This window comes from Mycoplasma sp. 773, assembly GCF_053851515.1.
The window spans coordinates 1-25,030 of sequence record NZ_JBSQAV010000004.1 but is presented as its reverse complement, the minus strand read 5'-3'; the positions used below and the strand labels follow the sequence as shown (position 1 = coordinate 25,030).

The following is a 25,030-nucleotide window of genomic DNA, read 5'->3' as shown; positions in this document are numbered from 1 at the left end:
ACTAAATCTAAAATTTTTTCTATCCTATTTTAAACATCTAGTTTCAAATTTTTTCTTCATAGTTTTTTGCTAAAAAAGGTAATAATTGCACCATTGTTAGAAATATAGTGTTTGAGTTATTTCTTAAAAATAACATATTCTATAACTATGCGTCTAAAACTTGGCGCATAGTTTTTGTTAAACTCAATTTTATCTAAAGTACTAATAATTATCTCATTTCTTTTTTGTGAGCATACATATTTTAATATTTTCTAATGTAAACCTTCGGACAAACTATTTGAAAGAGAAAATTTAAGATCTATTGTTATAAAATTTAGTTTTCATATCTTCGCTTAATGTACAATATCTATCTCTATGACAATAGCAATTAACAATTGTTTATCTTACCTTTTTAATATATCTAAAAATTTGTCTCAATCAAATCTTACAGAGGGGGAGATATTTTTTTATTAGGAAAACTAGAAAATGAAGTATCTCATCTAATAACATTAGTATTGAACTTCTAAATTCTTTATTATCAATAAATAAAGTAACATCTGTTCTTTGAAATGCGACAAATTTATTTATAGCTAGTTTTTAGTTGTTTAACAACAAAGTTGCATTATTATATTTCGTGGTTTTGACTAATAAAGATTAAAATATATTTATCAAATTTACCCCCTTTTTTATCTAAAGATATTTTCTAAACACTTAAAAGCCGAATGTTCTTCTTCAATCATAATAGATTTAAAATCATTTGATCTATGTGCCCTTATAATTTTTTGAATATCATCCAAAACCAACAACTCTCTTTTGTATTGCTTAGTCCAATGAAAACACCTTTAGAATTTAATTTATACTTCGCCATTATAGCAATGCGCCTCGCCTATTTCTTCTAATTTTTATCTTAAAAGAATTTCATTGAGATAAATATTAATTAAATTAGTAACATCAGAGCTAAAACCATTTACATTCTAATTAGTAGATAGAATTTCTGTCTATTCTTATTTCTTAGCATGTATCAATTTCTTGCTAACAAAATCATCATTTACGCGCTGAATGGATTTTTTTACTTTTTGTATTTAAAAAAGAAACTATTTATGTTTTTAATTTATTTTATTGTTCTGTAATACCAATTTTTATTTAATTCTGCTAGCTTCCATATTTACTCATTCATACCCTATGCGTTATTTACAAACACCATTGATCATTAATTGATTTGATGAGAATTATCAAAAAAAAAAAAAAAAAATGTAAAATACTTACATCAAAATAGTATTTAAAGGAGAAAAATGAAAAAAAGCAAATTACTTTTTATAGGATTTTTACCTGCTTTGGCAACACCAGTTATAGCTCTATCATGTGCAAATCCTGCTAAACCAGAAAAACCAGAAAAACCAGCTGAACCAAAGAAACCAGAAAACCCAGAAACAAAAACCCCTCAACAAGAAATGCCTGATAAGAGTAAATCCGATAAAACAACTCCCGATACCGGAGGAACTAAAGATGATTCAAATAATGAATCACAAGAAAAACAAGAAAAGAATGAAGAACATAAAAAAAATGAATCTTCAGATGTTCCATCTTCATTCGAATTGCTAGGATATGATAAAGAAAACATTAAATTAGAGGACTTTAATCGCCAGATTTTCGGACAGGCTGATGTACCAAAAGAATACCAAACACCGCCAACATTTGAATTATTGGGTTTTGGAAGCGCAACTATCGGTGAGGAAGAATTTAGCAGACAAACAAACGGTTTAAAGATAAAAGATACAGATTTCAAGAGTTTTGGTGGAAAATTTAAAAACGATAAATTAACTATTGAATTTGAAACAAATAATTATTCATATTTTAATAAAATAGCTACAATAACAATTGTTGTTAACGCCTTCGAAAAATCTTCACAAAAATTTACATCACAGAAATTAACCCTAACTAACAAAAGAATAAATTCATTTAACAAAAAATTCACTTTTGATTTTTCTTTAAATAGTGAAATTAAATCAGATACCCATAAGATCCAGTCAATTCGTCTTGTAGAATTAATTATTGATGGTCAAAAGGTTGAACTTTAATATCTTTTAAGAAATCTCAATAAAAAAATTTAAAAGCAAAGGTTTGTTACCTTTGCTTTTAAATTTACTTCAATTATTCTTCGTAATTTTCAGGGCGGCTTAAGATCTTAGAACCATTTTTGGTAACAAGGATTGTATCTTCAATACGAGCCCCACCCAAATCTTTTACATAAATCCCGGGTTCAACAGTGATAACCATTCCTTCTTCTAATATCACATTGCCTGTTCTTCTGCCAACTCCTGGTAGTTCGTGTACATCGATTCCTACACCATGGCCAGTTGAATGAGTAAAGAATTTACCATATCCTTTTGATTGTATATATTCTCGACAAATTTTATCAATCTCAGATGTTTCAATTCCTGGTTTTACAGCTTCGCGGCCAAGTTTTTGAGCTTCGCTAACAACATCAAGAATCGAAACTAATTCAGCTGACTTGGGTTTTCCAAAGAAAAATGTTCTTGTTATATCGCTAGCTCAACCATTGTATTGCGCTCCGAAATCGATTTTAACAATATCGCCATCAACCAATTTACGATTTGTTGGATGATGATGAGGTTCGGCAGCATTTGTACCAAATGCAACGATTGTTTCAAAGCTTTCTTTTTCAGCACCAAAAAGGCGCATTAAATATCCAAGTTTATTTGATACTTCTAATTCAGTCATGCCTTCAACTAAAATTTTCTTTAATTCCTCTAATGCTTGCAATGAAATTAAACAAGCTTCCTGGATGTAATCGGATTCTTCTTGGTCTTTTATTATTCTAAATTGTTTTCCTTTTACATTATGAAATTTTGCTTTTGGCATCATTTTTTTAAAATATTCAAATGTTTGAACATGTAAATAATCTGATTCAATACCAACATTAGAATATTTTTTCTTGTTTAGAAAATTCGATAGTGTTTCTTCTCCTGGCTCCAATAAAATAACTTCAACATTCTTTGCAAATTTAGTTGCATATTCAATATATCTACCATCTACAAATAAAAAGGCTTTTTCTTTTTCAATTACAATAAAACCATCGCTTGTCTGAATACCAGCATATCATAATCTTGTTTGAGGCGCCTCTGAGATAATTGCATCTAGCTTCAATTCTTCGAAAATTTTGGTTATTTGTTGTTTTAGCATTTTAACTCCTAAACTCTATTTATTTTTTTCTTTATGGTTTGTATGTTCATTACATTTTGGACAATATTTTGTTACTTCCATTTTTTCTGGATGCAACTTTTTATTCTTCTTTGTGATGTAATTTTCCATTTTGCATGACTCACATCTTAATGTTAAACCTTCTCTTGGCATACTTTCTCCTTCTTTTTTAAAATATTTAATTTTTGAATACTTTAAATAACATTATGTATTTTAAAATAATTATAAATTATATTATAATTTGCTATTAATTTACTTTTTTTAATATGTTAAGGATAACATAAAAAAATGATTAATTATTTTTTAAAAAATTATTTAATAACATAACTTTTTATTGCTATTGCTAACTATTAACAAGCGATTAATTATGTGATATTTGTTCTGAATTATTTTTTTGCTCTATATCTTTATTTTCTATACTATCACCTTGGATTGGATCAATAATAATATTATCTTTTGTTATATCAGGATTCTTGATATCGTCATTATTTTTTTTCGAAATGTCTTCAAGATATTGCTTGGTTATTCCCTTCAAATACTTAACTAAATATATAATGCCGCTAATCCATGACAAAATAAGACCAACAATTAAAGGGATATTAACATAAAGAATATATTTATCATTTGAAACATATTTACCTAAATCATTATCAAAATTAGTAAATCATGGTGCACTAAATGCTATTGTAATAATTGCGAGTGAGACAATAATGGTTTTAATCTTACCTCACCAATTTGCTGCTACTTTAATGTCCTTCTTTACGGCATAAACTCTCGCACCATCAACCAAAATATCACGGATGATAAACAAAACAACAATTGGCAAGAACGAGTAGTTCATTATTGATATAAATAACAACATCATTATTGTCGCAATTTTATCTGCAATTGGATCAAAAATCTTACCAAATTGCGAAATAGTTTTTGTTTTTCGGGCTATATGTCCGTCAATAAAGTCAGTCACCATTGCTATAATAAATATTGAGACATTTAATCAATATATGATTGATAAAGTTATCGAGTATTTTTGATTACCAACAATTTTAATTCCATCATATCAAAATGTTCCATTGTGTTTAATAATTAAAAAGAAAGCGGACGACATTAAAAATATAAAAGGAATCATTAATATTATCCTCAACACTGTTAGTCAATTTGCAATACCAAATTTTTTTATGTGTGGGCTATTATTTTTGCTTTTTTTAATATCTTTAATCTTCTTCATAAAATTGACTCTCAATAGCATTAATTGTCTTTTCTTCTAATGCTATATTTTTTTTATCTTCTGGAATGCCAATATACTGAGTTTCAAAAAAATCTAATGTATCATTAATTTTTTTAGTTCACAAATTTGGTTGAGTTATTGTTAATTTTTCAGCGTGTTCTACAAATAGAGTATACTTCTCATCGTTTTGGAAAGAATATGCAAAATCCTCTCTATTAATTAATTTGGTTAGCAATTTTTTTACACCGTTTTTAATTTGCCCCATTTTAAATTGGGATTCATTTGCACCAAATTTCTCTAACTGTTTCATACTAAAATCAATGACATATTTATAAGTCATAATATATTCATAATATAACGCCAATGTTTCAGCATTCTTTTTATATTCTAATTTTGCTGCTTTTCTTTTTGCTCTTTTATTTTTCGTAACTTTTCAAGCGATATAAGCAATTATAAGTACTAAAACAATTGCGAGCAAGACATACACAATAGTTTGTCCATTACCCATATTTTTCTCCTTAATTATATTTTAAAAATTATATATTAATATCATTCAAACTACAAAACAATGTTAATTGTTTTTTGTCTTATATAAAATCAAAGCTTCAAAAGGGTTGAGTTCTTTTGGAATTTCTGAGTAGAATTTATTAGCATATGAACTTGCTAAAATTTTATAACCATAAAGCGGAGTTATCTTCTGATGCTTTGATGTCAAATTTGTAATCAATACCATCCTCTGTTCGTTAAGTTTTTTGCTAAATTTAAATATACCATGACTTTGTTTAATATTTCATACACCCTTTATGAAATAAGAAGAAAATTTGGAATTTAAAGAGAGTTTATTCAAGAAATAAACAAAGTTTATTGTGCTATCTTTATTAATAATTTGCTCCTCGACATTGTTACTTTCTAAATTAATTGGGTAAAAAATATTAGTATTTTCATTGCTTTTTATTTTTTGTCCATTTCAAGGCATTTGAATATAAGACGATCATTTATTGAAATAACAATTATATTTATGATATTCATTTAAACTTATATTTTTATATTGGAGAAATCTTTTTTCCTCATTATAATCTTCATTGTTAAATGTGAAACGTTGGTTGAATTTAGCACGCAAGGCACCTATTTCATCGCCATAATAAAAACCTATTGAATGATTGCCACTATATAAAAATACAAAGAAACTTTTTGTTGATTCATTTAGGTAAGCCTTTTCATTAGCTCATTTAGAAAAGAAACGACCTGATAAATCAGAGCCGAATGATAATATCACATTTGAATGATTTTTAAAATTAGCTACAAATCTATATAAGGATTTAAAACTCATTTTATTCTTGAAATGTTTTTTTAATGCATCATTATTGCCAATAACAGACATTCAAGTTAAATACAAATAATCTAGGCATTTATTGTCGACCATTAGCATCTTTTTATATAGATTGAAGTTATTATTACTAGTTTTAAAAATTACATTAATATTGCTATTTTTACGCTTGATAATCTTATATAAATCATTAATAAATTTTAATTTTTCTTCCTCCTTTAAGCCTTCAAAAGCAAGAAATTCAAAATTATCAAGTATAACAGTTGATACATTAAGCTGCAAGTAGAAACCTAAAACTGATTCAAAATATTTAATAAAATCAGATAACTCATATAATGATGTTTTTTCAAATTCTTTATTAATTAAATATGTATCTAATTTCGTTAAGTATCTATTTGACTCATAATAATTCAAATTATATAAACTCATCATATTATTTCAGTTAACAAAAGCTTGTCTTACTTCTTTTAAATTTATAATTGGAGCTACTTCAATTTGATTATTTTTAAATGTTTCAACAAGCTTTGCAAAATCCTTAATTGAACCATACCTTTTTTTTATTAGTCCAAGATCAAATCTATTTTCATATAGTTTTAGAATATCTTCAAAGCATATAACATTAACACTTAAATTTTTGAAATACTCCAATTTGCTCATAACCCCTTTAAAATCACCAAAATTGCTTCCATTGGTATCAACAAAATTTTCAACTTTTAGCTCATATAAGATGATTTTTTTACCTAAATTAACCATTAATAAATCCTTAATCTCAATAATTTTATACTCAATAAATCAATAAGCGTATCTGGTAAAATGTTTCCTTTTTTAAAATCTAGATCAATATTTGCTAAATCAATGATCAACTGATTTAATGTGTTAATGTCAATTCTATTAAAAAAGTCATAGTGAAGTTTGACACGATATATATGAATATTAAGCATTTTTGCTATTTCATCATTAGTTAATTTTATTGATTTTAATATTCCAATTGTTTTTGCATTAAGCAATATCGCTGATATTTGCGATATCACATAATTGTGCTCAATCCCGTAGCTAATCTGTTCGTTTATCTTTTTTATAATAGTTTTTGTGTCTTGACATTTTAACATTGCCTCACTTAGGGCAAAATCGATATTATTAGATACTGCATAATTATTATCATTAATCATTTTTTCGCTTATATCTTTATTTATTAATAGCAATTTATCAATTTCTGATTCTATTATTTCTAGATTATGTGGTAGCATTGATAGCAAATCAATAAGGACCTTATCCTTGATTGTTCCGCCTTTTGTTTTAATCATTTTATAAACAAAAGAAAATAATTCCTTATCGCTAATTTTTTCGATATTAATAGTAGTGCTATTATCATTTATAAATGCAAAAGCTCTTGATGCTAAAAAAGATTTATCATACTTATTTATTTCCTGCGTAAAAATAAGAATTAGATTAGCATCACTTAGTGATGCATTAATTATTTTTATAAACTCATCAATACACAAACTATTAGCATATTTATTTTTTATATTAAATATAAAGGGATTTTTAAATAAAATGATTTTTTTATTTAAAAAAAGGGAATTGTTATTTAATGCATCTGATAATTCTTCTAATGTAAAAAAATCATAAAATTTAACTATCTCGATATCACCCACTTCAATAGTTTTTTCTTTGTTTATTATTTCATTAATTTTTTTATTTATCAAAAAATTTTCATTGCCTTTAATTAGGTACATACTAATTTATTATATTATAATAAGGACATTTTTTGGTATAATAAACTAATATTATTTACAATTTATTTATTTAAGATTGGAGCATTAAAGAAATGTCAGGACATTCAAAATGAGCAACTACAAAACATCATAAAGCTGCAATGGATTCAAAGAGAGCACAAATGTTTCAAAAATTTTCTAAAGAAATTATTGTAGCAGCAACAATTGGTGGCCCAGATCCAGATTCAAATCCAGCACTAAAATTAGCAATTGCTAAGGCAAAGGCAAAATCGATGCCCAAAGCAAATATTGAAAAAGCAATCTCGAAAGTTTCAGGTGGTTCAAAGGAAGGCGCTAACTTTCAAGGATATCTATATTCAGGAACAGCCTTTGGTGGTATAAATTTTGTAGTAAGTTGTTTAAGCGACAACTTTAACCGTTTATCATCTAACATTAAACACTATTTTAATAAATATAATGGACAGCTAGGAAAACAAGGTACTGTTCCGTATGTTTTTGACCAAAAAGGATTAATTGAATTTCCAATTTCATTAGCTTCTGAAGAAGAAGTAATGACTACCGTTTTGGAAGCCGGCGCCGAAGATTTTAAGGTTGAAGATGACTTATATGTTATTATTACCCATCCATCAGATTTTCAAAAAGTCAAACAATCTCTTGATGAGATTCTGAAAATTGATAACTATTCAACTGCTGAAGTTACATATATTCCAAATAGCGAGGTTGAAATCGATGAAGAAAAAATGGGGCAACTCGAAAAATTCGTCGACTTACTTGAAGATGATGAAGATGTTCAGGAAGTTTGACATAATGCAACAACTATTGAATAAAAATTAGTTCTACTTAATAATTATTAATATTTAAAACCTTTTTCAAACCAAGAGAAAGGTTTTAAAAATACACAAAATAAACTTGTAAAATTTTTTAGACAGTTTAGCTCATATTAAGAATTTGACTTGACAAAATCTTAATATGGGCATTTTTTATAATGCAATTTCTTCGTTATTATATTAATTTACAAACTCCTTGATTTTCTTGATAAATCGTTAAAAAATCATTTTTCGACATTTTTTGTTGAAACTTAAAAAAATTTCGGATTTCAATATTAAAAAAAATATCCTATCTCTCTATTATCTAAGTTATTAATTATGTTTCCGTTTATTTCCAAAACTTTATTTTTAGAAAAATAAAAAACAAATTTTAGATTCTTATTTTAAATTCATTTTGAAAAAAAGAAATTTAAAGACATGATTTAAAAAGAAAAAAAATATTCGAGATGTCAAAATTTATTTTATTTAAATATTGCTTGTTTATTATGAGATTTGATTTATTTTCTTAATACTTTCTTTATTTTTTCCCATATTAGATAAAAACATTTGTATATTATTAAAAATTTGATTTATGAAATTAAAAATAAACAAAAAGAAATTTATTCTAACTGCCTCATTTTTTATTATTTCATCAGTTGTACTTATTAGTGGCGTTGTAGTTAAAACAGAAATTATAGATAAATGACATCATAACAAATCTTCTTTTAAAAGTAATTATATAACTGTTTTTATTGAAGGTGCAGTGGAATATCCGGGCGAATATACTTTAAAGGATGGAGCAAATTATTTTGATCTAATAAGAGAAAGTATTTTAAAAAGCGGTGCAGATTTGCAAAAGATAAATAAATCACAGTTGTTAAAAAACAACGAAAGAGTTTTTATTCCCTTTACTAAAAATAAAAAATTAAAGATAACAGATATCAATGATTTGCAAATTTTAATAAATTTAGGAATTAAAACAAACATTGCAAAAAAAGTTTTTGAATATATTAAAGAAAGGAATGTTAAGAATTGAGATGATTTATTACAACTACCAGGCATTGGTGAAAAAACTTATCAAATATTAACAGAAAATATAGATATATAGATATTCTATTAATATCGTCTATCAGTTCTTTTTTAATATTTATACTAATATTGAGAATTGAAATTATTTTAATTTCACTAGCTTTAATAATGATTTGCATTTTCAATTTTTTTAATATTAAATTTTGAATTACATTTTTCATTTTTAGCTCAATTATTTTTTTAAGCTATGTAGTTTACCAGTCAATTTTTGCAAAAATTGACGGGATAAAATTAGATAATGATTTAAATATGATTAGAGAATATAAAGCCTATCTAATATTCAAATATAAGGATGCTTATTTTAAAGTTTTTAAGACCAAAAGCATTATAGATATTACTTTTATGAATAACTATGAGTATACATTTCATATCAAAGGAACACTTATTTTAAATAAGAATTTAAGCTCGTTTGAAGCTGCAAATAGGCTATTTTTTAATCTCACTAATTCAAATATTGAATTTATTAAAAAAAATGAAAAATTATCAATTTTTAACACAAAAAACCACACAGTTATAGATTATCTTAATATCATCATTTTCAACAATTATAATCAAGCTAATAACATATATAAAAAGCTTAGTGATCTTAATATTATTCACTTTTTCACTATTAGCGGATTTCATTTTAATTTAATTTATCTATTTATATCCAAAATAATTAGAAGAATTAAAAATGGCTATTTTATTGAAGATTTTATCGCTATTCCTCTATTGATTATTTATTTAATATCAATCGAATTTCATGTAAGTGCAACAAGGTCTTTAATCTTTTTAATATTAGCATATCTAAATAAAATTATTTTTAACAAAAAAATAAACAATATTGCACTATTGGCAATAACGGGTTTAATAATGGTTTTTTACAATCCATTTATAATGTTTTCATACTCTTTCATTTTATCATTTTTGATTACACTATCCATATTTATTACAATTTTTGTTTTAACAAAACAAGGATATTTTGTCAAAACAATTGCGGTATTTTTAATTGCCCATATTTATTCCACTTTAATAATTCACACTTTTAATAAAAACTATAATATTTTTTCTTTTTTTATTCAACTTCTGTTTATTCCAATTATTTCCTTAAACTACATTATTACACTTCTATTTTTTAGGATAAATATCATTATTGAAAATACCATCCTTTGATTTGATACGTTCATTGACATAATTAGTGAATCAAACATAATCATAAAATTTGATACATCATGATTAATGTGCTTTATATTTAGTATAGCCTTATTAAAGGCTTATAAAATAAAACTCCATAGCCAACTAAGGTTAGGAGTTTGATAAATTTAGCATTAATTTTAAATCATCTTCATTAATTATTGTTATACCAAGTTTTTGCGCCTTAGATAGCTTGCTTCCTGCCTTTTCGCCAATTAATAGGTAGGCTATATTAGCGGAAATAGACGAAAGTACCTCGCCGCCGTTTTCCACAATTAGTTTTTCAAAATAACTTCTAGGTTTTGTAAGCTTACCTGTTATAACAAAAGATTTATTATTTAGGATATTGGTTATTGCTTTTTGTTCATATGATGGATTTATACCATGTTCAATTAATTTTTTAATTAAACTTATGTTTTCTTCATTGGAGAATCATTCTATTAATTGTTTAGTTATCTTATCACCAAAATCATAAAAATCTTTAAACACTTCAAAATTAAAATTTAAGGCATTTTCTAGTTTTAGAATTTTTGAAGCAATAATATTCGCAGTTCTTTTTCCGACTAATGGGATTGATAAACCAAATATCAAATTTTCAAGTGGTTTTGTTTTAATATCCTCAATTGATTTTAAAATTTTGTTTATTGACAAATATCCAAATCTTTCCAATTTAATTAATTCATCACGATGTTTATGAAGATTAAAGATATCCAATATATTATTTATAAAACCATTTTGGTAAAAATATATGATATTTTTTTCACCAAGTGAATTAATATCAAGCGCCTCTTTTGAAGCAAAATGAATAAGTTTTCTAACTTTTATTTCTTGGCAATCTTGATTTAAACAATATTGTTCCAATCCTGTTTCATTAAATAACAAAACGTTATTACAATATGGGCATACCTTAAATGGGTCTAGCTTCTCTAAATTATGTTTATTAGCCAAACCTATAACGCATGGAATAATCTCACCAGATTTTTTTATGTATATTTCATCACCAATATTTATATCTAGATTTTTAATAAATTCATAATTATTAAGCGTTGCAAAACATACTTTTGTTCCTGACAATTCAACTTCTTGCAATAAGGCGTTATATGTAACTAAGCCAGTCCGACCAACAGTAATAAAAATATCTTTTAATATGGTAGAAACAACATCGGGCTCATATTTAAAAGCAATTGCTGAATGAGGGAATTTTGCTGTTTCACCTAATTTATCATAAAATTTGAGCTCATTAAGTTTTATGACTATGCCATCAGTTTCATAGTTAAATAATAACTTTTTAGTCTTGAATTCCTCAATAAATTGTTCTATTTCTTTAATAGAAGAAACAAGGATTGATTGCTCTGTAACACAAAAACCCAACTTTTTTAAAAATTCAAATGATTCATACATAGTTTGAATATTATGTTTTTCCGGTGCAACAACATAATATAAGAATGATGAAAGATTTCTTTCTTTTACAATTTGTGGGTCCAATTGGCGTAAAGTACCAGCAGCAACATTGCGTGGATTAGCCATAGCCGTTTTATTTTCACTAAGCAATTTTTCGTTTATTTTCTTAAACTCATCAATAGGAAGAAAAATTTCACCTCTAACCTCAAGGGGCTTTTTATAATTAATTATTTTTGGAATATTATCTATTTGCAAAACATTATTGGTAACATCTTCGCCAATTAACCCATTGCCCCTCGTTACTGCTTGCATTAACTTGCCTTGATTATATTTAATAGAAATTGAGAGCCCGTCAATTTTTGGTTCGATAAAAAAAGAAAAATGCGAGGTTACCTTTTTAATATTATCAATAAATTTTTGGATTTCTGCAATGGTATATGCCTTATTTAAAGAAAGCATTGATTTATCATGCTTAACCTTAGCAAAATTTTTAGATACATTAGCATTAATTTTATTGGTTGGTGACTGCTCTAATTCTTCTTTTAAAAAAAGATGTTTATATTGCAATTCCAATCTTTTTAATTGATTAAATTCAATATCATAAATTTCATCAGAAACTAACGGTTTATCAAAATCATAATAATATTTATCTCATTGACTTATTTTTTGTTGTAATTCTAGTATTTTTTTTCTTGTTTCAAAATCTTTTTCATTCATATTAAACCTTTTGAAATGAAGCAATTCACCATGATGGTAAAGCAATATGGTCTATAGCACATATTACAACCAACGCAGTTAGAGTCATTAATATTAGCGTAGCAATCAAATCTCTTCAATTAGGAACTAATTGACGATAATAGGTTCTTTTTGCATATGGTTCATATCCTCTTGAAGTCATAGCATCAGCTAAATCATTAGCCTTATTAAAGGATGAAACAAAAAGTGGGACCATTAGGACAATGAAGGATTTTATTTTATCCTTAAAATTACCATTTTTAAAATCTACTCCTCGGCTTGACTGCGCCTTCATAATTCTTCCTGATTCTTCTAACAAGGTAGGAATAAATCTTAAGGCAATGGATATAATCATCGTAATTATTTCAGTCGGTACTCTAAATATTTTTAACGGATATAGCAGATCATTGATTGCTCTTGTTAATAAAACAGGTTTTGTTGTTACTGTCAAAATTGTTGTTATTAATACAACGCCATAAATTCTCAAAAGTATTGTAAAAGTTCGATGAATTGAGAATAATGACAATTGAAATATCGAATTAACATCGTTGTTAGGAGCAAAATATACTACATTAACTATTAATTTACCGCGATATATCACAAAAGCGTCAGCATTTGTTTCTGTTGAAAGAGGAACATATTTATCAATTTCGTAATACATCACCGCACCCTTAACAGTTAGCATATTAATGACCAGGAGAAAAATAGCAATATAGATAGGAAACTTAATTTTTTTAAAAATAGAAATTACTGATTTAGTAGAAATACCATATAAAACCATACTAATAATTACTAAAATCGATAATGTAATATAATGTTCAGAAATAAAAAACAAAATTATAAATAGTATGTTAGCTAAAAATTTCAGTCGGGGATCAAGTCTATGAATTGGCGTCTGTATATTGAGATATTTGCCAATAATTGTTTTATCCATATTTATAGCTCCTTTTTATTTTTTTCACTTAATTATGTTATTTATTTTATCAGCCAATTCTTCAATATTTGTTACTTTTCCAATATTAAAACCAGCATTATTTAGCCTTTCTACATATGACAACAATTTTGTGGGAATTAAATTATTATCTAATAATAGTTTATTATCACTTAGAATATCATAAGTATTACCGTCTTTAATAATCTTCCCATCCTTAACAAATAAGGTTCTATTTGTTCATTTAAGAGCATTATCTAAATCGTGTGTAACAATAATAATAGTTGTGCCTTGCTTATATAAATTATAAAACAGCTGGAGCATTTCTTCAACACCCTGCGGGTCCAAACCAGCAGTAGGTTCATCCAAAACAAGAAATCTTGGTTCCATAGCAAGAATACCTGCTAAAGCAACTCTTCTTTTTTGCCCTCCTGATAAGTCAAAGGGGCTTCTTTTAAGATAATCAATTGGTAGACCGACCATCTCAATGTATTTAGCCGCTAATTCCTTAGCTTTGTCTTTTTTAATACCCATTGAAACGGGTCCAAAAATAATGTCTTTTTCAATAGTAGATTCAAATAATTGATATTCAGCAAATTGAAATACGACTCCAACTTGCTTTCTTAATGCTTTAACATTTTTGATTTTTCTTTTACTTTTGATAATATCAATATCAGTATATACTATTTCAACACGATCACTTTTTTTAGTTTTTTGAAACTTCTCTAAATTCTTTATATATTCATTTAATTTAGCTTGGTATGTTTCATCATTATCATCACTTTGTTTTTTTGGTTTAGATGGCTTTTTGGCTTTCTTAAACAAAGGGACATCACTAAAATGCAGTAAACCTTCATCGGGTAATATTAATGCATTAAGATGCTCTATTAATGTAGTTTTACCAGAGCCAGTTGGCCCAATAATTGAAATTGCTTCTGATTCATTAATTTCCACTGATACACCATCTAGCACCTTAATATATGTAGGAAGCTTTTTGTTATATTCCTTTGAAATATTGTCTACTTTAATTTGCATAATGTCTCCAATAATTTTTTATCGTCATATGTTGGCTCAATTCCGTGAATCATTTCACTAAGTTTGTATATAAAAGGTGAATTTATTTTTGCAATTTCAATTATTTGTTTGTTATTTAAAATTTCAATAGGTTTTCCTTGAGCTATCACATGGCCACCTGAAAAGACAATTAACTTATCAGCTAACAAGGCTTCATCCATATCATGAGTGATCGAAATTAAAGTTTTATTGGTGTTGGAATGCAGATCATGAATTATTTTGTAAATGTCATTGCGGCCTCTAGGGTCTAACATTGAAGTTATTTCATCAAAAATAATAATTTTAGGATCTAATGCAAGAGTAGAAGCAATGGCTACTCTTTGCTTTTGACCTCCCGATAAATTTTGAGGTTCCCTATCTAAAAAATTGCCCATTCCTACTTCATTGGCATATTTTTTTACAATTACGTTCATTTCATCATATGACATTTTTTTATTTTCTAAGCCAAAAGCAATATCGTCTTCAACAGTAGCACCTATAAATTGATTATCTGGATTTTGATAAACAATACCAATTTTTTTTCTAATTTCCGCCAAATTTTCAGAATTTATTTCTAGACCATCAATAATAATTTTCCCAGATGAAGCTTTGTAAATTGCAGCAAGTAGTTTTGAAAAAGTGCTCTTTCCTGAACCATTATGTCCCAAAATGGCAACATATTGCCCATCTTCAATTGTAAAATTAATATTATCTAAGGCATATTTTTTAGCACCAGGATATTTATAACAAAGTTTTTTAATTTCAATCATAGTGATAATTATAAATATAATATTAATTTTATTTTTCAAAAATGCTTAAATTGACATTTTATTGTATACAATAAAATATATAAAAAAACTTTATAAATCAACAACTATAAACATATTATTTAACTTCTTTTAATGCAAAAACCCAAGTGTCGTAGTTTCTTATAACTAATAGTTTTTTATAAATATTCTGATTTTTTAAAATATAGTTTGGCTGAAAATAAACAAATTAAAAAATATTTTTAGATAAAACAAAAATTATGGTTTATAATATATAACGCTAATTGCGAGTGTAGTTTAATGGTAGAACTTTAGCCTTCCAAGCTAACTACGTGGGTTCGATTCCCATCACTTGCACCAGTTGCGGATGTAGTTCAATGGTAGAACATCAGGTTGCCAATCTGAATACGAGGGTCCGATTCCCTTCATCCGCACCATTTCAAAAAAACTTGGGAAACCAAGTTTTTTTGATTTAACTAAATTTATTCAAAATAAGGCAATTAAAACTTATATAATATTAAAAAATAAATAATAAAGGAGTTTTATGGCTAATGTATTAGTTTTATATTCTTCGCCCATATCAAAAGAGAAGTCTGTTTCAAGTGCTATTACTAAGAGCTTCGTTGAGGAATATAAAAAAATTAACAAAAATGATGAAATTGTGGAGTTAGATTTAAACGAACTTGAAATGGCAACACATCCAATGAACTCAAATAATTTTTCTGATTTTTTTAATGATGAATTATCAGGTAGATATATTGATATTTTAAAAAAAACCAACAAATTAATTATTTCAGCCCCAATGATAAATTTTAATGTTCCGGCAGTGTTAAAAAATTTTATCGACCGAATTTGTGTTGCTAATAAGACATTTTCTTATAAATACGCTAAAAAAGGTAGCTCAATAGGTTTGTTATCTAATTTAAAGGTACAAATAATTGCTTCTCAGGGAGCTCCATGTGATTGATATCCTTGAGCAAGTCACATTTCTTACCTAGAGGGCATCTGAAATTTCTTGGGTGCAGAGGTTAGTGAAACCCTTTTAATTGACGCAACAAAAGTAGAACCATTTAATTCTTATTCAATTGAGGAAATTATTAAAAATAAAATTAACAAAATTAAAGAAAGGGTTATGAACTTTTAATAATTTAAAATTTTAAAAACCAAGCTCTAAAATAATGAGAAAGCTTGGTTTTTTATTTTTATTTTAAGCCCAAATTTTTGGTAAAAAATTAGATCATCATTTTTTGCAAAATTAAGTTATTTTGAACAATCATTCTTCAACACAGCTTATATTTATATTTTATCTAAATTATCAAAAACAAAAAATATTAATAATTTATTGCAAAATAATAAGAAATTAGCTAAAGCAAATATTTTTTATGAAACTTTTATTATTCTTTGCCTTCCATTAGCAATTGCAAAAATTGTACGCTTACATCCTTTATGAAAAATTGCCCATTTTCATCTCAATTATTATTTTGTTTTAAAAATAGGTCGTTGAGACTTTTTATTGTACTTGCGCCATTTGCATAGAGATTATTTCCTTTAATATCTACAAATATGATAGCGAGCGTAAGTTTAAATTCTAAGTTATTATTAATATTATTAATATATTTTCTATACTCTTCAATTAGCTTTTTAGTTTTTTCTTTATCTATGTCGTTTTTGTATGTTTTAATTTCTAAATAAATATAATGATTTTCGTGTACAATAACAAAATCTGGATAGCTATTACTCGTGTCTAAATTATTGATATATTCAAAATTAATTCCACTATGGACTGGATTCTTTGCTCAAATTCTAATTTCAGGCCGCAGTGATACACATTTCTTAAACTCATTTACAAATGTTTTTTCAGCCTCTGATTTTAAATAAATATTTGCAAATTCTTTATTTATTTCTTGATAAGCAAATTTATTGTCTGTTTTTGGATCGTCATCATCTTTGCTCTCTATTAAATAATCTGGTAAAAATTTAGAATTATTTATTACATATCTTATTTCTTGATTATCCAATTGTTTTTGCAAATGCTTTTTATAAAGGTCATTAAAGTTTTCGATTTCATATTTAATTATTAAAAATCAAAAGAATGTTTTATCCATTATTGATTTTAATTTTGTTTCATAGATGCTATTTATTTCTTTTTTAATATTTTCTGTAAATATTTTTTTATTATTCTTAATTGTTTTTATATTAAATAATTCCATATCAATTTTATTTTTTAGCTTTAATGTTATTTCTATTTTATTACCATAACTTTTTTGATTAGCAATTATAAAGTTATTATCACAAAACTCTTCTTTGCATACTTGGTATTTTGTTTCAAAGTTTCCAATAGAATAATTATTTAAATAATTAGCAACTTGTTTTTCATAATCATCTAAATTAAAAACAGAATTAGATTTATTGATATTAACAAGAGAACCATACACAAATTTTTCTTTTTTAAACTGAGATTTTAAAATCAGCATTCTTTGGTCATTTATATCTCTATCAACATTGCTATAAATGTAGTATTTATTAGCAATTGAACTATTACTAAAATCATGCGAAGGATTGGGATTTCTTTTTATTCTTCCGATAGTTTGGGCGCTTAATGTTTTTGAAGAAACATTTCTAAGTTGAACTAGCATACATGCTCTCGGTATATTTCAGCCTGTTGCTGGTCCTACTTTAAAAATTATCACATCAGTGTCTGAATTGTATTTAGATATATCTCTAAGTGAGAAATTATCTTTTTGTCTTAGACTTGATTCTTTATCATTTTGATCAAAATACTTTACTCAGGATAAAGAATGTTTCTCTAATTTCTTTATTATTAAATCAATGGTTTCATTGAATATTTTTTCTTTTTCAGGATCTTTACTAGCGTTATCAACTTGAATTAACATGGCGGCATTAATGCCCACTAAGCCCGGTTCATTTTTATCATCATTATATTGTTTTTTTATGTCCTTGAATTTTAAACAGGCTTGTTCGAGAATAACATCATTATCAATATAGGAAATGTCTTCATTATCTTCGATACCTTCATTAAAAATTTTTTCGCTTTTTAATAATCTGATTTTATCGTTAAATAAATCTTTTTCGCTTAGCTCAATAAGATCTAAACTCAAATCAGTTGGAGTTGCTGTCATTTTTATAACAAAATCAGCCCTTAATTGCATATTTTGTTCAAATGAAATTTCATCTTTTTTATTTTTTGAAGTGTCGGCGCCGATGTGAGCTTCATCACGAATATAAATTAATTTATAGTCATTTAGTTTTATTTCATCTAAAAAAGCCTCAATTGCATGTTGTTCTCTTAAAATTGAGTTAGCTTTAAATGATGCTCCGCCCATGATATAAACATTATTTGGTTTAGCAAAAAACTGATAATTTTTTTCTACTTTAGAATTTTTATTAATATTTGAAGGGCTTTCAATTCTTGTAATTTTTAAATCGTTATTTATTAAATATTGTTTATACTCATTGAAGTTTTCTTCCATTTGTTTTGGCAACTCAGCACTCGATAAAGTTGCAATAACAAAAACTAAATTTTGATTAAAATTAAATTTGTTTCATTCAATTAACTTATCAATATAGTTAATCATCATAAATGTTTTACCAGAGCCAGTTGGAGCTTTAAAATAAACGGAATTTTGTTTGTTTTCTTCTAAGCTATTTATGGTTTTATTAATTAAAGTATTAATAACTTTTTCTTGAGAATTAGTTAGATTCATTATCTTCTCTTTTCTCTGGTTTTAAAGATGATAAATCATTTAATAGATTAATATATTGTTGTTGATTGTTTTTATCTATTGAAGTTATTCCAAACTCTTTTAATACGTCAATTAATTTATTAGCTAAGTCTTCAATTTCAATATCTTTGTTTGCTGGACTTATATCATAGTATTTAATATTAAAGACATTTAAGTTTGCCTTATATGGTTCATTTTTCTTTATTCAATCAAAAGTTTCATTTTTAGTACCAACCCCGTGGTTTATTCTATAAAGTCTTTCATAGTTTACATCTATACCAATGTTATTTTCGTTATTTGTAACAAGAGTGAAGCTTCTATTGCCACCGTCTTCGCGATTTAATTCTAAAACCGCATGAGCTGTGGTGCCAGATCCGGCAAAGAAGTCAAGGACACGAATATTTTTTTTATCACTATGAAGCCTAATCAAATATTTTATTAATTTTATAGGTTTAGGTGTTTCAAAAGCATTTTTATATAGGATATCTCTTATTTCATTTTTTGAATCCTGTGTATGTCCCACAATTTCATAGCCCAAAATTGTCTTAGATATAATATCTCTAACATCAGATAAATATCTTTTTAAACCTGGCCTTTTTGTGGCATCATCTGGCAGGTATATCTTATTTTCTCTTATCAATTCATAAATCTTTTTTTCTGAAAATAATCACCCAGAATTTTCCGGGCACTTATAAACTTTTTTATTTCAGACAATGTCAAATTTATTATTAGAATTTCTTGTTAAATCAGCTATTTTATATCTTCCTTTTTCATCACTAAATTTATACATTTTATTATTTTTTTCATTGCGTTCTAAACGATTAAATTTAGTTACTATTTGCTTATTTTTTAAATAACACAGAATATAATCGTGATTAACAGAAACGTAATGATTATTACTTTTTGGAGAATAATTTTTTTCCCAAATAAAATTACAAACAAAATTCTCTTCGCCAAAAATTTCATCCATCAAAACTTTTAAATAGCCTTGCTCAGCATCATCGATAGAAACAAAAATAACTCCATCATCTTTGAGAAGCTCTTTTGCTAATTGTAATCTTTCATTCATTAAATTAAGTCAACCATTTCTAGAATATTTATCACGATAAATGAATTTTTTTGCCTTAACATCTTCATTATTATCTGCAATACTATTACCATCTTTTTTAGTTGATTCAGTATTATAAGGAGGATCAATATAAATTACATCATATTTATCAAGCGAAGGCAGCTCTCTCTCTCTCTCTCTCTCTCAATCACTATCAAATTCTTTAAAGCATCATAGTTTTCGCCGATGATTAATGTATTATCTTTGCTTTTGTTTTCGTCTAAAACAAAGCTAAGTTTTTCATCTTTTTCTAATAGCGCAACTGTTTGTCAATCACTTTCGGGCGCCACATCAAATCTAAACCCCGTTTTAATTCTTTGTGCAACAAATTGAAAAACATATTGTAGTTGTTTTTCGTCTTCTTGAAATTTTTCTAAAATTTTTATTGCCAGTCTTTTTTGATCTGTATTCAACTCTTTAGAAGAAATATCATCAATTTTCTGAATGTAATTTTTTAATAAACTCATTAATATCTCCTTATAGCTTATGATATTTAATTAATTTTACTAAATAAGAGAAATCAAAATAGATTAAAAGACAGTTTTTATTGAACAATTTAATCAATAGTTCTTTTTTATACAATCTTGTTTTCATAAATTAATAATATTTCTCTTATTAGATCTAATTTATTATAAAAATACATGCAACGGAAGTTAAATAATGTTTTCTTATATATATTTTTTATTTATATTTATATTTGCAAAATCTATATAAAGATTTTAAAATTTCAATATGAAATGTTTTTATGCAAAAACGCACTTTTTCTTATATCATGATTTAATTTAAATTAAGACATTATTCTACAGGTATCTTATTTAATAAATTATAAGAACTATAAATATCAATACATCAAAAAATAAAATAAATTGATATCTAATAAATACTGCTTCATAACTACTTTTTTAAATAAAACATTTTTATCAACTATAATGTATTTAATAATATTAAATTATTTAAATAATGAGAAATATTATGATTAGATGAATCATATTTACAATATTAAAATTAAACTTGTATATGATTACATTGTGGAGATATAATGAACCCTAAAAGTATTAAAGACAATATTCTTGAGCATTGAATAATGATTGAAAAACTTAGCGAAGGTAATTGAAATAAAAAAGATTATTGCGAGATTAAACTAGATAAACAAAACGATAATTATTATGACTATTTTAATACGATTTTAAAACAAGAAACTAAGCAAAAAAAGGAAAAATATTTAGTTTTTATTTTTAACACATTTAATTCAAAAGAACTAATTGATCTTCTAAACAAAAAACATAATACTAAAATTAATGATGATGAATTAGAATCAATAGGAAATAACAAATTCAGTTTTGCTATACGTTTTAATAATAATCTTGAAATAGAAAAACAATCCACTTTCTATACTTGAAGTGCATATATTAGAGAGACCAAGAGTGATTTAGAATTTAATTCTATGTCTAAATTTAAAGAAAAAGAACATGAACTTTCAGATGATATTGAAAATATATTTAAAAAGAAAGAAACCGAAGATTTAAAAGCATTTTTTAATAAAGCATTTCAAAAATTAATACAAAATTACAATATTGATGTTAATCTTTCCAGATATAAAATAGTAAATGATGATGAAGATGATGCCTTATTGCATTCATTTTTTATTGATGACTTAGTAGAAGCTAAAGGAATATCAACACAAAATCTAGACAAATATTTATCATCATCAAAAGAAGAAAATAGCAATGAATTAATAAAAATAAATTTAGATAATAAACAAGCTGATGGTATTAAACAAATCAAAGAAATTTTAGATCCTAAGAATTATCCATGTTCAAGATTTCCAAGCAATGTAGAATATGCGCTTTCATTAATGCAACAAATTGCAGTAAATCTATCGACAAGTAAAAACTATGAAAATATTAAAATGAAAAGTGTAAATGGACCTCCAGGAACAGGAAAAACAACCCTACTAAAGGATATATTTGCTGAGCTAATTACTCAACAATCTCTCGAAATATGCAAGCTAGATTCAAAGATAATTAAGGATGTTTTTTATAAAGAAATTAAAATTTTGCCTGCACAAATTGCAAATAAGAGCATTTTAATAGCAAGTTCAAATAATGGAGCTGTGCAAAATATAGTAAACGAATTGCCTCTATTGGAAAATGTTGACAAAGATCTAGCAAATGAGATAAAGAATGCTGATTATTTTTACAAAACTGCTAATGCAATAACTGAAGAAAAAAATAATAATGAAGGTATTTCCAATAAGCATAAAATCGCAAAAGAAAAATGAGGTCTTTTTTCATTAGAAGGCGGCAAAAAGAAGAATATTATAGAAATAATAAAAGCTGTCGAAAATATCATAAAAGAAATATACCAGCAAGAAAATAACAATTCAAATGTATATCGAGATTTTTTAAATTTATATAATGACATTAAAAAAGCACAAAATGATATACAAATGCACATAAACCTTTTAGCTAAAATAGAATTAGAAATACAAGCTTTAATTGACGATTTCATGAAGGATAAACCTGACGATAAATTTGAAAATAGAAATATTAATATTGAATCAATTAAAAACGCAATTAATGAAAGCCTAAAAGAGATAATAAACTTAATAAATAATAACCAAAATGAATTAAAAAATATAAACAAATCTATCGAAAATTTAAAACTGCAAAAACCAAGCTGAATAAGTAAATTATTTAAAACAAAGAAATACAAAGAATTTAATGAAAAATTAAACTCCTATTTAAACCAACGCGTTAAAATATGCGGCTCACTATTATCTCTCGAATCTAAAAAGAATAACATAGGCAAAAAAATCGATAGTATCAACAGAATGCTAGATCAAAAAAATAAAATCGAAGATTTTTTTATTAATAAGAAAATTAATAAATTTAATGCAATTAATGACAACAATGTATTTCAAAAAAGTAACCCATGATTTAACAAGAATTTTAGAATCAAACAATCAAAATTGTTTATTTTGGCGCTAAAAGTCAGAAGACAATTTTTATATGAAAACAGGGAGGCTTTAAAAAGCGCTGTCAAAATATGAAATAATAAAATCAAAGGAAAAACTATTGATAAATGCGAGTGTTTAGTGGAAGCATGAAATTGAATTAATATGGCTGTACCCGCAATTAGTTCAACCTTTGCAAGCATAAGGACAATGTATAAGAATTTTCCAAAAGAATCAATGGGATTTTTGTTTATAGATGAGGCGGGCCAAGCCGTTCCACAAGCAGCGGTAGGTGCAATTTTTAGAACGAAGAATATTATTGCTGTTGGTGATCCATCGCAAATTGAACCAGTTTCAGTATTAGACCAAAATACCTTAAAATGAATAAAAGAAAAATATAAATTGCCTTATGGTCTTAATAGCTCGGTGCAAGAAATTGTTGATAATCATAGCAAATATGGATTTTATAAGAAAAACGGAGATTGGATTGGCATACCTCTTTGAGTACATAGAAGATGTCTAAGTCCAATGTTTGATATTTCAAACGAAATTTCCTATGAAGGAAATATGGTCCAAGGAAAAGAAAACGGTAAACAAAAAAGCCACAATGGATTTTGGCTCCATGTTAAGGGAAAAGCCATAAACAAACATTATGTAAAAGAACAATATCAAGTTTTAAAAAAATATTTAGTTAAAATAAAAAACCGTGATGCAAATTTAAAAGATGTCTTTATTATTTCTCCTTTTAAAGCAATAGTAAATGAACTTAAGAGAAATCTCAACGATATAATTAATAAAAGGAATATAGGAACAGTACATACTTTCCAAGGAAAAGAAGCTAAAATTGTTTTTTTAGTGCTAGGTTGCGATAAAGATAGTATAAATTCTGCTCAATGAGCTGTTGGCAGCAATAATCCAAATATTATGAACGTAGCAGTAACACGTGCAAAAGAGGAGTTTTATATAATTGGTGACAAGGAAGTATATGAATCACTCAATAGTGATGTAATTAAAGCTTGCTTAAAACACCTAGAAATTGTAAATGAGCAATAAAAAATTATATGAATATTAAGTTTATTTATATATGTTTTAAATCCGAATCAAGTTATTTAAGAACCGATATTTTTCCTAGGTTTTTAATATAAGGATATTGTAAAAAAGAATCTAGTTATTTTTAATTTTAATAAAGAGCCCAAAAGGAATAATTTACAAATATACAAAAGATAGTCAAACACCTCTAATGAAAGCCCAACTAATCAATTTAGTTTTAGCAATGTTGAAGCACTAATTAAAAAATCTAAATTAAATGTAATAGAAGCAACAAAGAAAAAGCTAAAAATTTTTACAAAAAATAATAACCAAAAAGTAGAAAAAACTTTAACAGACTCGATAGAAAATAAAAACGATTTGTATACAAGCAAGTGTATGGTGATGAATGAATTGATAATTTGCTTAAAAACATAGTATTTGAAATTCAAATGATGACTTTAAAAAAAATGCAATTAAAAAATTAAATAAAAATCATAAATCTATTTTAATTTAAGGTGGATTTATGATTTTTTAATCTTAAAATTGGGAAAATAAAAATGAATTAAATAATTTTGATTTATATTAGAGACATTTTTGCAATAAATATATTTTTATTAGATCAAGGTCGTAAATTAGAATAATACTAAGTAGTAAAAAGTGCCTTTATAAATGCCTTGGCTTTGTCTAAAATTTTGGTCATAATTAGAGCATCAATCATGAAATTTTGCCAAAACAAAAAAAAAAAAAAAA

19 protein-coding genes and 2 tRNA genes are annotated in these 25,030 nt (G+C 25.8%); 8 read left to right on the top strand and 13 right to left on the bottom strand.

Going from position 1 to position 25,030, the window contains the following annotated elements; translation table 4 throughout:
• The first annotated feature begins 1,271 nt into the window (after positions 1–1,271).
• Entirely contained in the window at positions 1,272–2,057 is a 786-nt protein-coding gene (locus tag ACWXVJ_RS01265) for a hypothetical protein (protein ID WP_455966211.1), read from the top strand.
• 73 nt (positions 2,058–2,130) lie between these two features.
• Here ACWXVJ_RS01265 and ACWXVJ_RS01260 read toward each other — a convergent pair whose 3' ends face one another.
• The 6 genes from ACWXVJ_RS01260 to holA form a co-directional block, all read right to left on the bottom strand.
• Positions 2,131–3,183 carry an aminopeptidase P family protein gene (locus tag ACWXVJ_RS01260; protein ID WP_455966209.1) on the bottom strand — a complete coding sequence of 351 codons (1,053 nt, stop codon included), beginning with the start codon at positions 3,181–3,183 and terminating at the stop codon, positions 2,131–2,133.
• A gap of 15 nt (positions 3,184–3,198) precedes the next feature.
• Positions 3,199–3,354: a 50S ribosomal protein L33 gene (rpmG, locus tag ACWXVJ_RS01255; RefSeq protein WP_455966207.1), complete on the bottom strand. Its 156-nt coding sequence runs from the start codon at positions 3,352–3,354 to the stop codon at positions 3,199–3,201.
• A gap of 208 nt (positions 3,355–3,562) precedes the next feature.
• Entirely contained in the window at positions 3,563–4,426 is an 864-nt protein-coding gene (gene pgsA / locus ACWXVJ_RS01250) for a CDP-diacylglycerol--glycerol-3-phosphate 3-phosphatidyltransferase (protein ID WP_455966205.1), read from the bottom strand.
• Positions 4,413–4,934 (bottom strand): MHJ_0274 family protein, encoded by a 522-nt coding sequence (locus ACWXVJ_RS01245; protein ID WP_455966203.1) that lies wholly within the window; start codon positions 4,932–4,934, stop codon positions 4,413–4,415. Before ACWXVJ_RS01245 ends, pgsA begins: the two co-directional genes overlap by 14 nt.
• Before the next feature lie 63 nt (positions 4,935–4,997).
• Positions 4,998–6,506, bottom strand: a complete 1,509-nt coding sequence (locus ACWXVJ_RS01240) for an alpha-amylase family glycosyl hydrolase (RefSeq protein ID WP_438340835.1) — start codon at positions 6,504–6,506, stop codon at positions 4,998–5,000.
• The gene (gene holA, locus ACWXVJ_RS01235; RefSeq protein ID WP_455966201.1) at positions 6,506–7,489 is read right to left on the bottom strand and encodes a DNA polymerase III subunit delta; all 984 of its coding nucleotides are present in this window, start codon (positions 7,487–7,489) and stop codon (positions 6,506–6,508) included. The genes ACWXVJ_RS01240 and holA overlap by 1 nt, the downstream gene beginning before the upstream one ends.
• Positions 7,490–7,581: 92 nt before the next feature.
• On the opposite strand from holA, the gene ACWXVJ_RS01230 reads away from it, so the two are divergent.
• The 3 genes from ACWXVJ_RS01230 (at position 7,582) to ACWXVJ_RS01220 (ending at position 10,683) form a co-directional block, all read left to right on the top strand.
• A complete protein-coding gene (locus ACWXVJ_RS01230) occupies positions 7,582–8,316 on the top strand; it encodes a YebC/PmpR family DNA-binding transcriptional regulator (protein ID WP_438340833.1) in 735 nt (244 codons plus the stop codon).
• Between the two features lie 571 nt (positions 8,317–8,887).
• Positions 8,888–9,403, top strand: coding sequence for an MAG0490 family ComEA-like DNA-binding protein (locus ACWXVJ_RS01225; RefSeq protein ID WP_444705131.1), 516 nt, complete (start codon positions 8,888–8,890; stop codon positions 9,401–9,403).
• Positions 9,328–10,683, top strand: a complete 1,356-nt coding sequence (locus ACWXVJ_RS01220; protein WP_455966199.1) for an MAG0480 family ComEC-like protein — start codon at positions 9,328–9,330, stop codon at positions 10,681–10,683. The genes ACWXVJ_RS01225 and ACWXVJ_RS01220 overlap by 76 nt, the downstream gene beginning before the upstream one ends.
• On the opposite strand, the gene ligA is transcribed toward ACWXVJ_RS01220, so the two are convergent.
• The 4 genes from ligA to ACWXVJ_RS01200 are packed head-to-tail and all read right to left on the bottom strand — an operon-like array spanning position 10,669 to position 15,447.
• Positions 10,669–12,675 (bottom strand): NAD-dependent DNA ligase LigA, encoded by a 2,007-nt coding sequence (ligA, locus tag ACWXVJ_RS01215; protein WP_455966197.1) that lies wholly within the window; start codon positions 12,673–12,675, stop codon positions 10,669–10,671. The genes ACWXVJ_RS01220 and ligA overlap by 15 nt on opposite strands.
• A 1-nt stretch (position 12,676) precedes the next feature.
• The gene (locus ACWXVJ_RS01210) at positions 12,677–13,627 is read right to left on the bottom strand and encodes a CbiQ family ECF transporter T component (protein WP_438340829.1); all 951 of its coding nucleotides are present in this window, start codon (positions 13,625–13,627) and stop codon (positions 12,677–12,679) included.
• A gap of 15 nt (positions 13,628–13,642) precedes the next feature.
• Entirely contained in the window at positions 13,643–14,659 is a 1,017-nt protein-coding gene (locus ACWXVJ_RS01205; RefSeq protein WP_455966195.1) for an ATP-binding cassette domain-containing protein, read from the bottom strand.
• The gene (locus ACWXVJ_RS01200; RefSeq protein ID WP_455966193.1) at positions 14,644–15,447 is read right to left on the bottom strand and encodes an energy-coupling factor transporter ATPase; all 804 of its coding nucleotides are present in this window, start codon (positions 15,445–15,447) and stop codon (positions 14,644–14,646) included. Before ACWXVJ_RS01200 ends, ACWXVJ_RS01205 begins: the two co-directional genes overlap by 16 nt.
• Positions 15,448–15,730: 283 nt before the next feature.
• Between ACWXVJ_RS01200 and ACWXVJ_RS01195 the strand changes: the two genes are divergently transcribed.
• From ACWXVJ_RS01195 to ACWXVJ_RS01185, 3 genes are all read left to right on the top strand, one after another.
• Positions 15,731–15,804, top strand: a tRNA-Gly gene (locus ACWXVJ_RS01195).
• A gap of 3 nt (positions 15,805–15,807) precedes the next feature.
• Positions 15,808–15,881: transfer RNA gene (locus ACWXVJ_RS01190), tRNA-Gly, on the top strand.
• Between the two features lie 107 nt (positions 15,882–15,988).
• Positions 15,989–16,588, top strand: a complete 600-nt coding sequence (locus ACWXVJ_RS01185; RefSeq protein WP_438340826.1) for an FMN-dependent NADH-azoreductase — start codon at positions 15,989–15,991, stop codon at positions 16,586–16,588.
• A gap of 250 nt (positions 16,589–16,838) precedes the next feature.
• On the opposite strand, the gene ACWXVJ_RS01180 is transcribed toward ACWXVJ_RS01185, so the two are convergent.
• The 3 genes from ACWXVJ_RS01180 to ACWXVJ_RS01170 are packed head-to-tail and all read right to left on the bottom strand — an operon-like array spanning position 16,839 to position 20,762.
• On the bottom strand, positions 16,839–19,169 hold the full coding sequence (locus ACWXVJ_RS01180) for a DEAD/DEAH box helicase family protein (RefSeq protein WP_455966191.1): 2,331 nt from the start codon (positions 19,167–19,169) through the stop codon (positions 16,839–16,841).
• A complete protein-coding gene (locus ACWXVJ_RS01175; protein ID WP_455966261.1) occupies positions 19,156–20,337 on the bottom strand; it encodes a site-specific DNA-methyltransferase in 1,182 nt (393 codons plus the stop codon). The genes ACWXVJ_RS01180 and ACWXVJ_RS01175 overlap by 14 nt, the downstream gene beginning before the upstream one ends.
• Positions 20,338–20,390: 53 nt before the next feature.
• The gene (locus tag ACWXVJ_RS01170) at positions 20,391–20,762 is read right to left on the bottom strand and encodes a hypothetical protein (RefSeq protein WP_455966189.1); all 372 of its coding nucleotides are present in this window, start codon (positions 20,760–20,762) and stop codon (positions 20,391–20,393) included.
• A 572-nt stretch (positions 20,763–21,334) separates the two neighbouring features.
• On the opposite strand from ACWXVJ_RS01170, the gene ACWXVJ_RS01165 reads away from it, so the two are divergent.
• Positions 21,335–24,304, top strand: coding sequence for an AAA domain-containing protein (locus tag ACWXVJ_RS01165; RefSeq protein ID WP_455966187.1), 2,970 nt, complete (start codon positions 21,335–21,337; stop codon positions 24,302–24,304).
• Positions 24,305–25,030 lie beyond the last annotated feature (726 nt).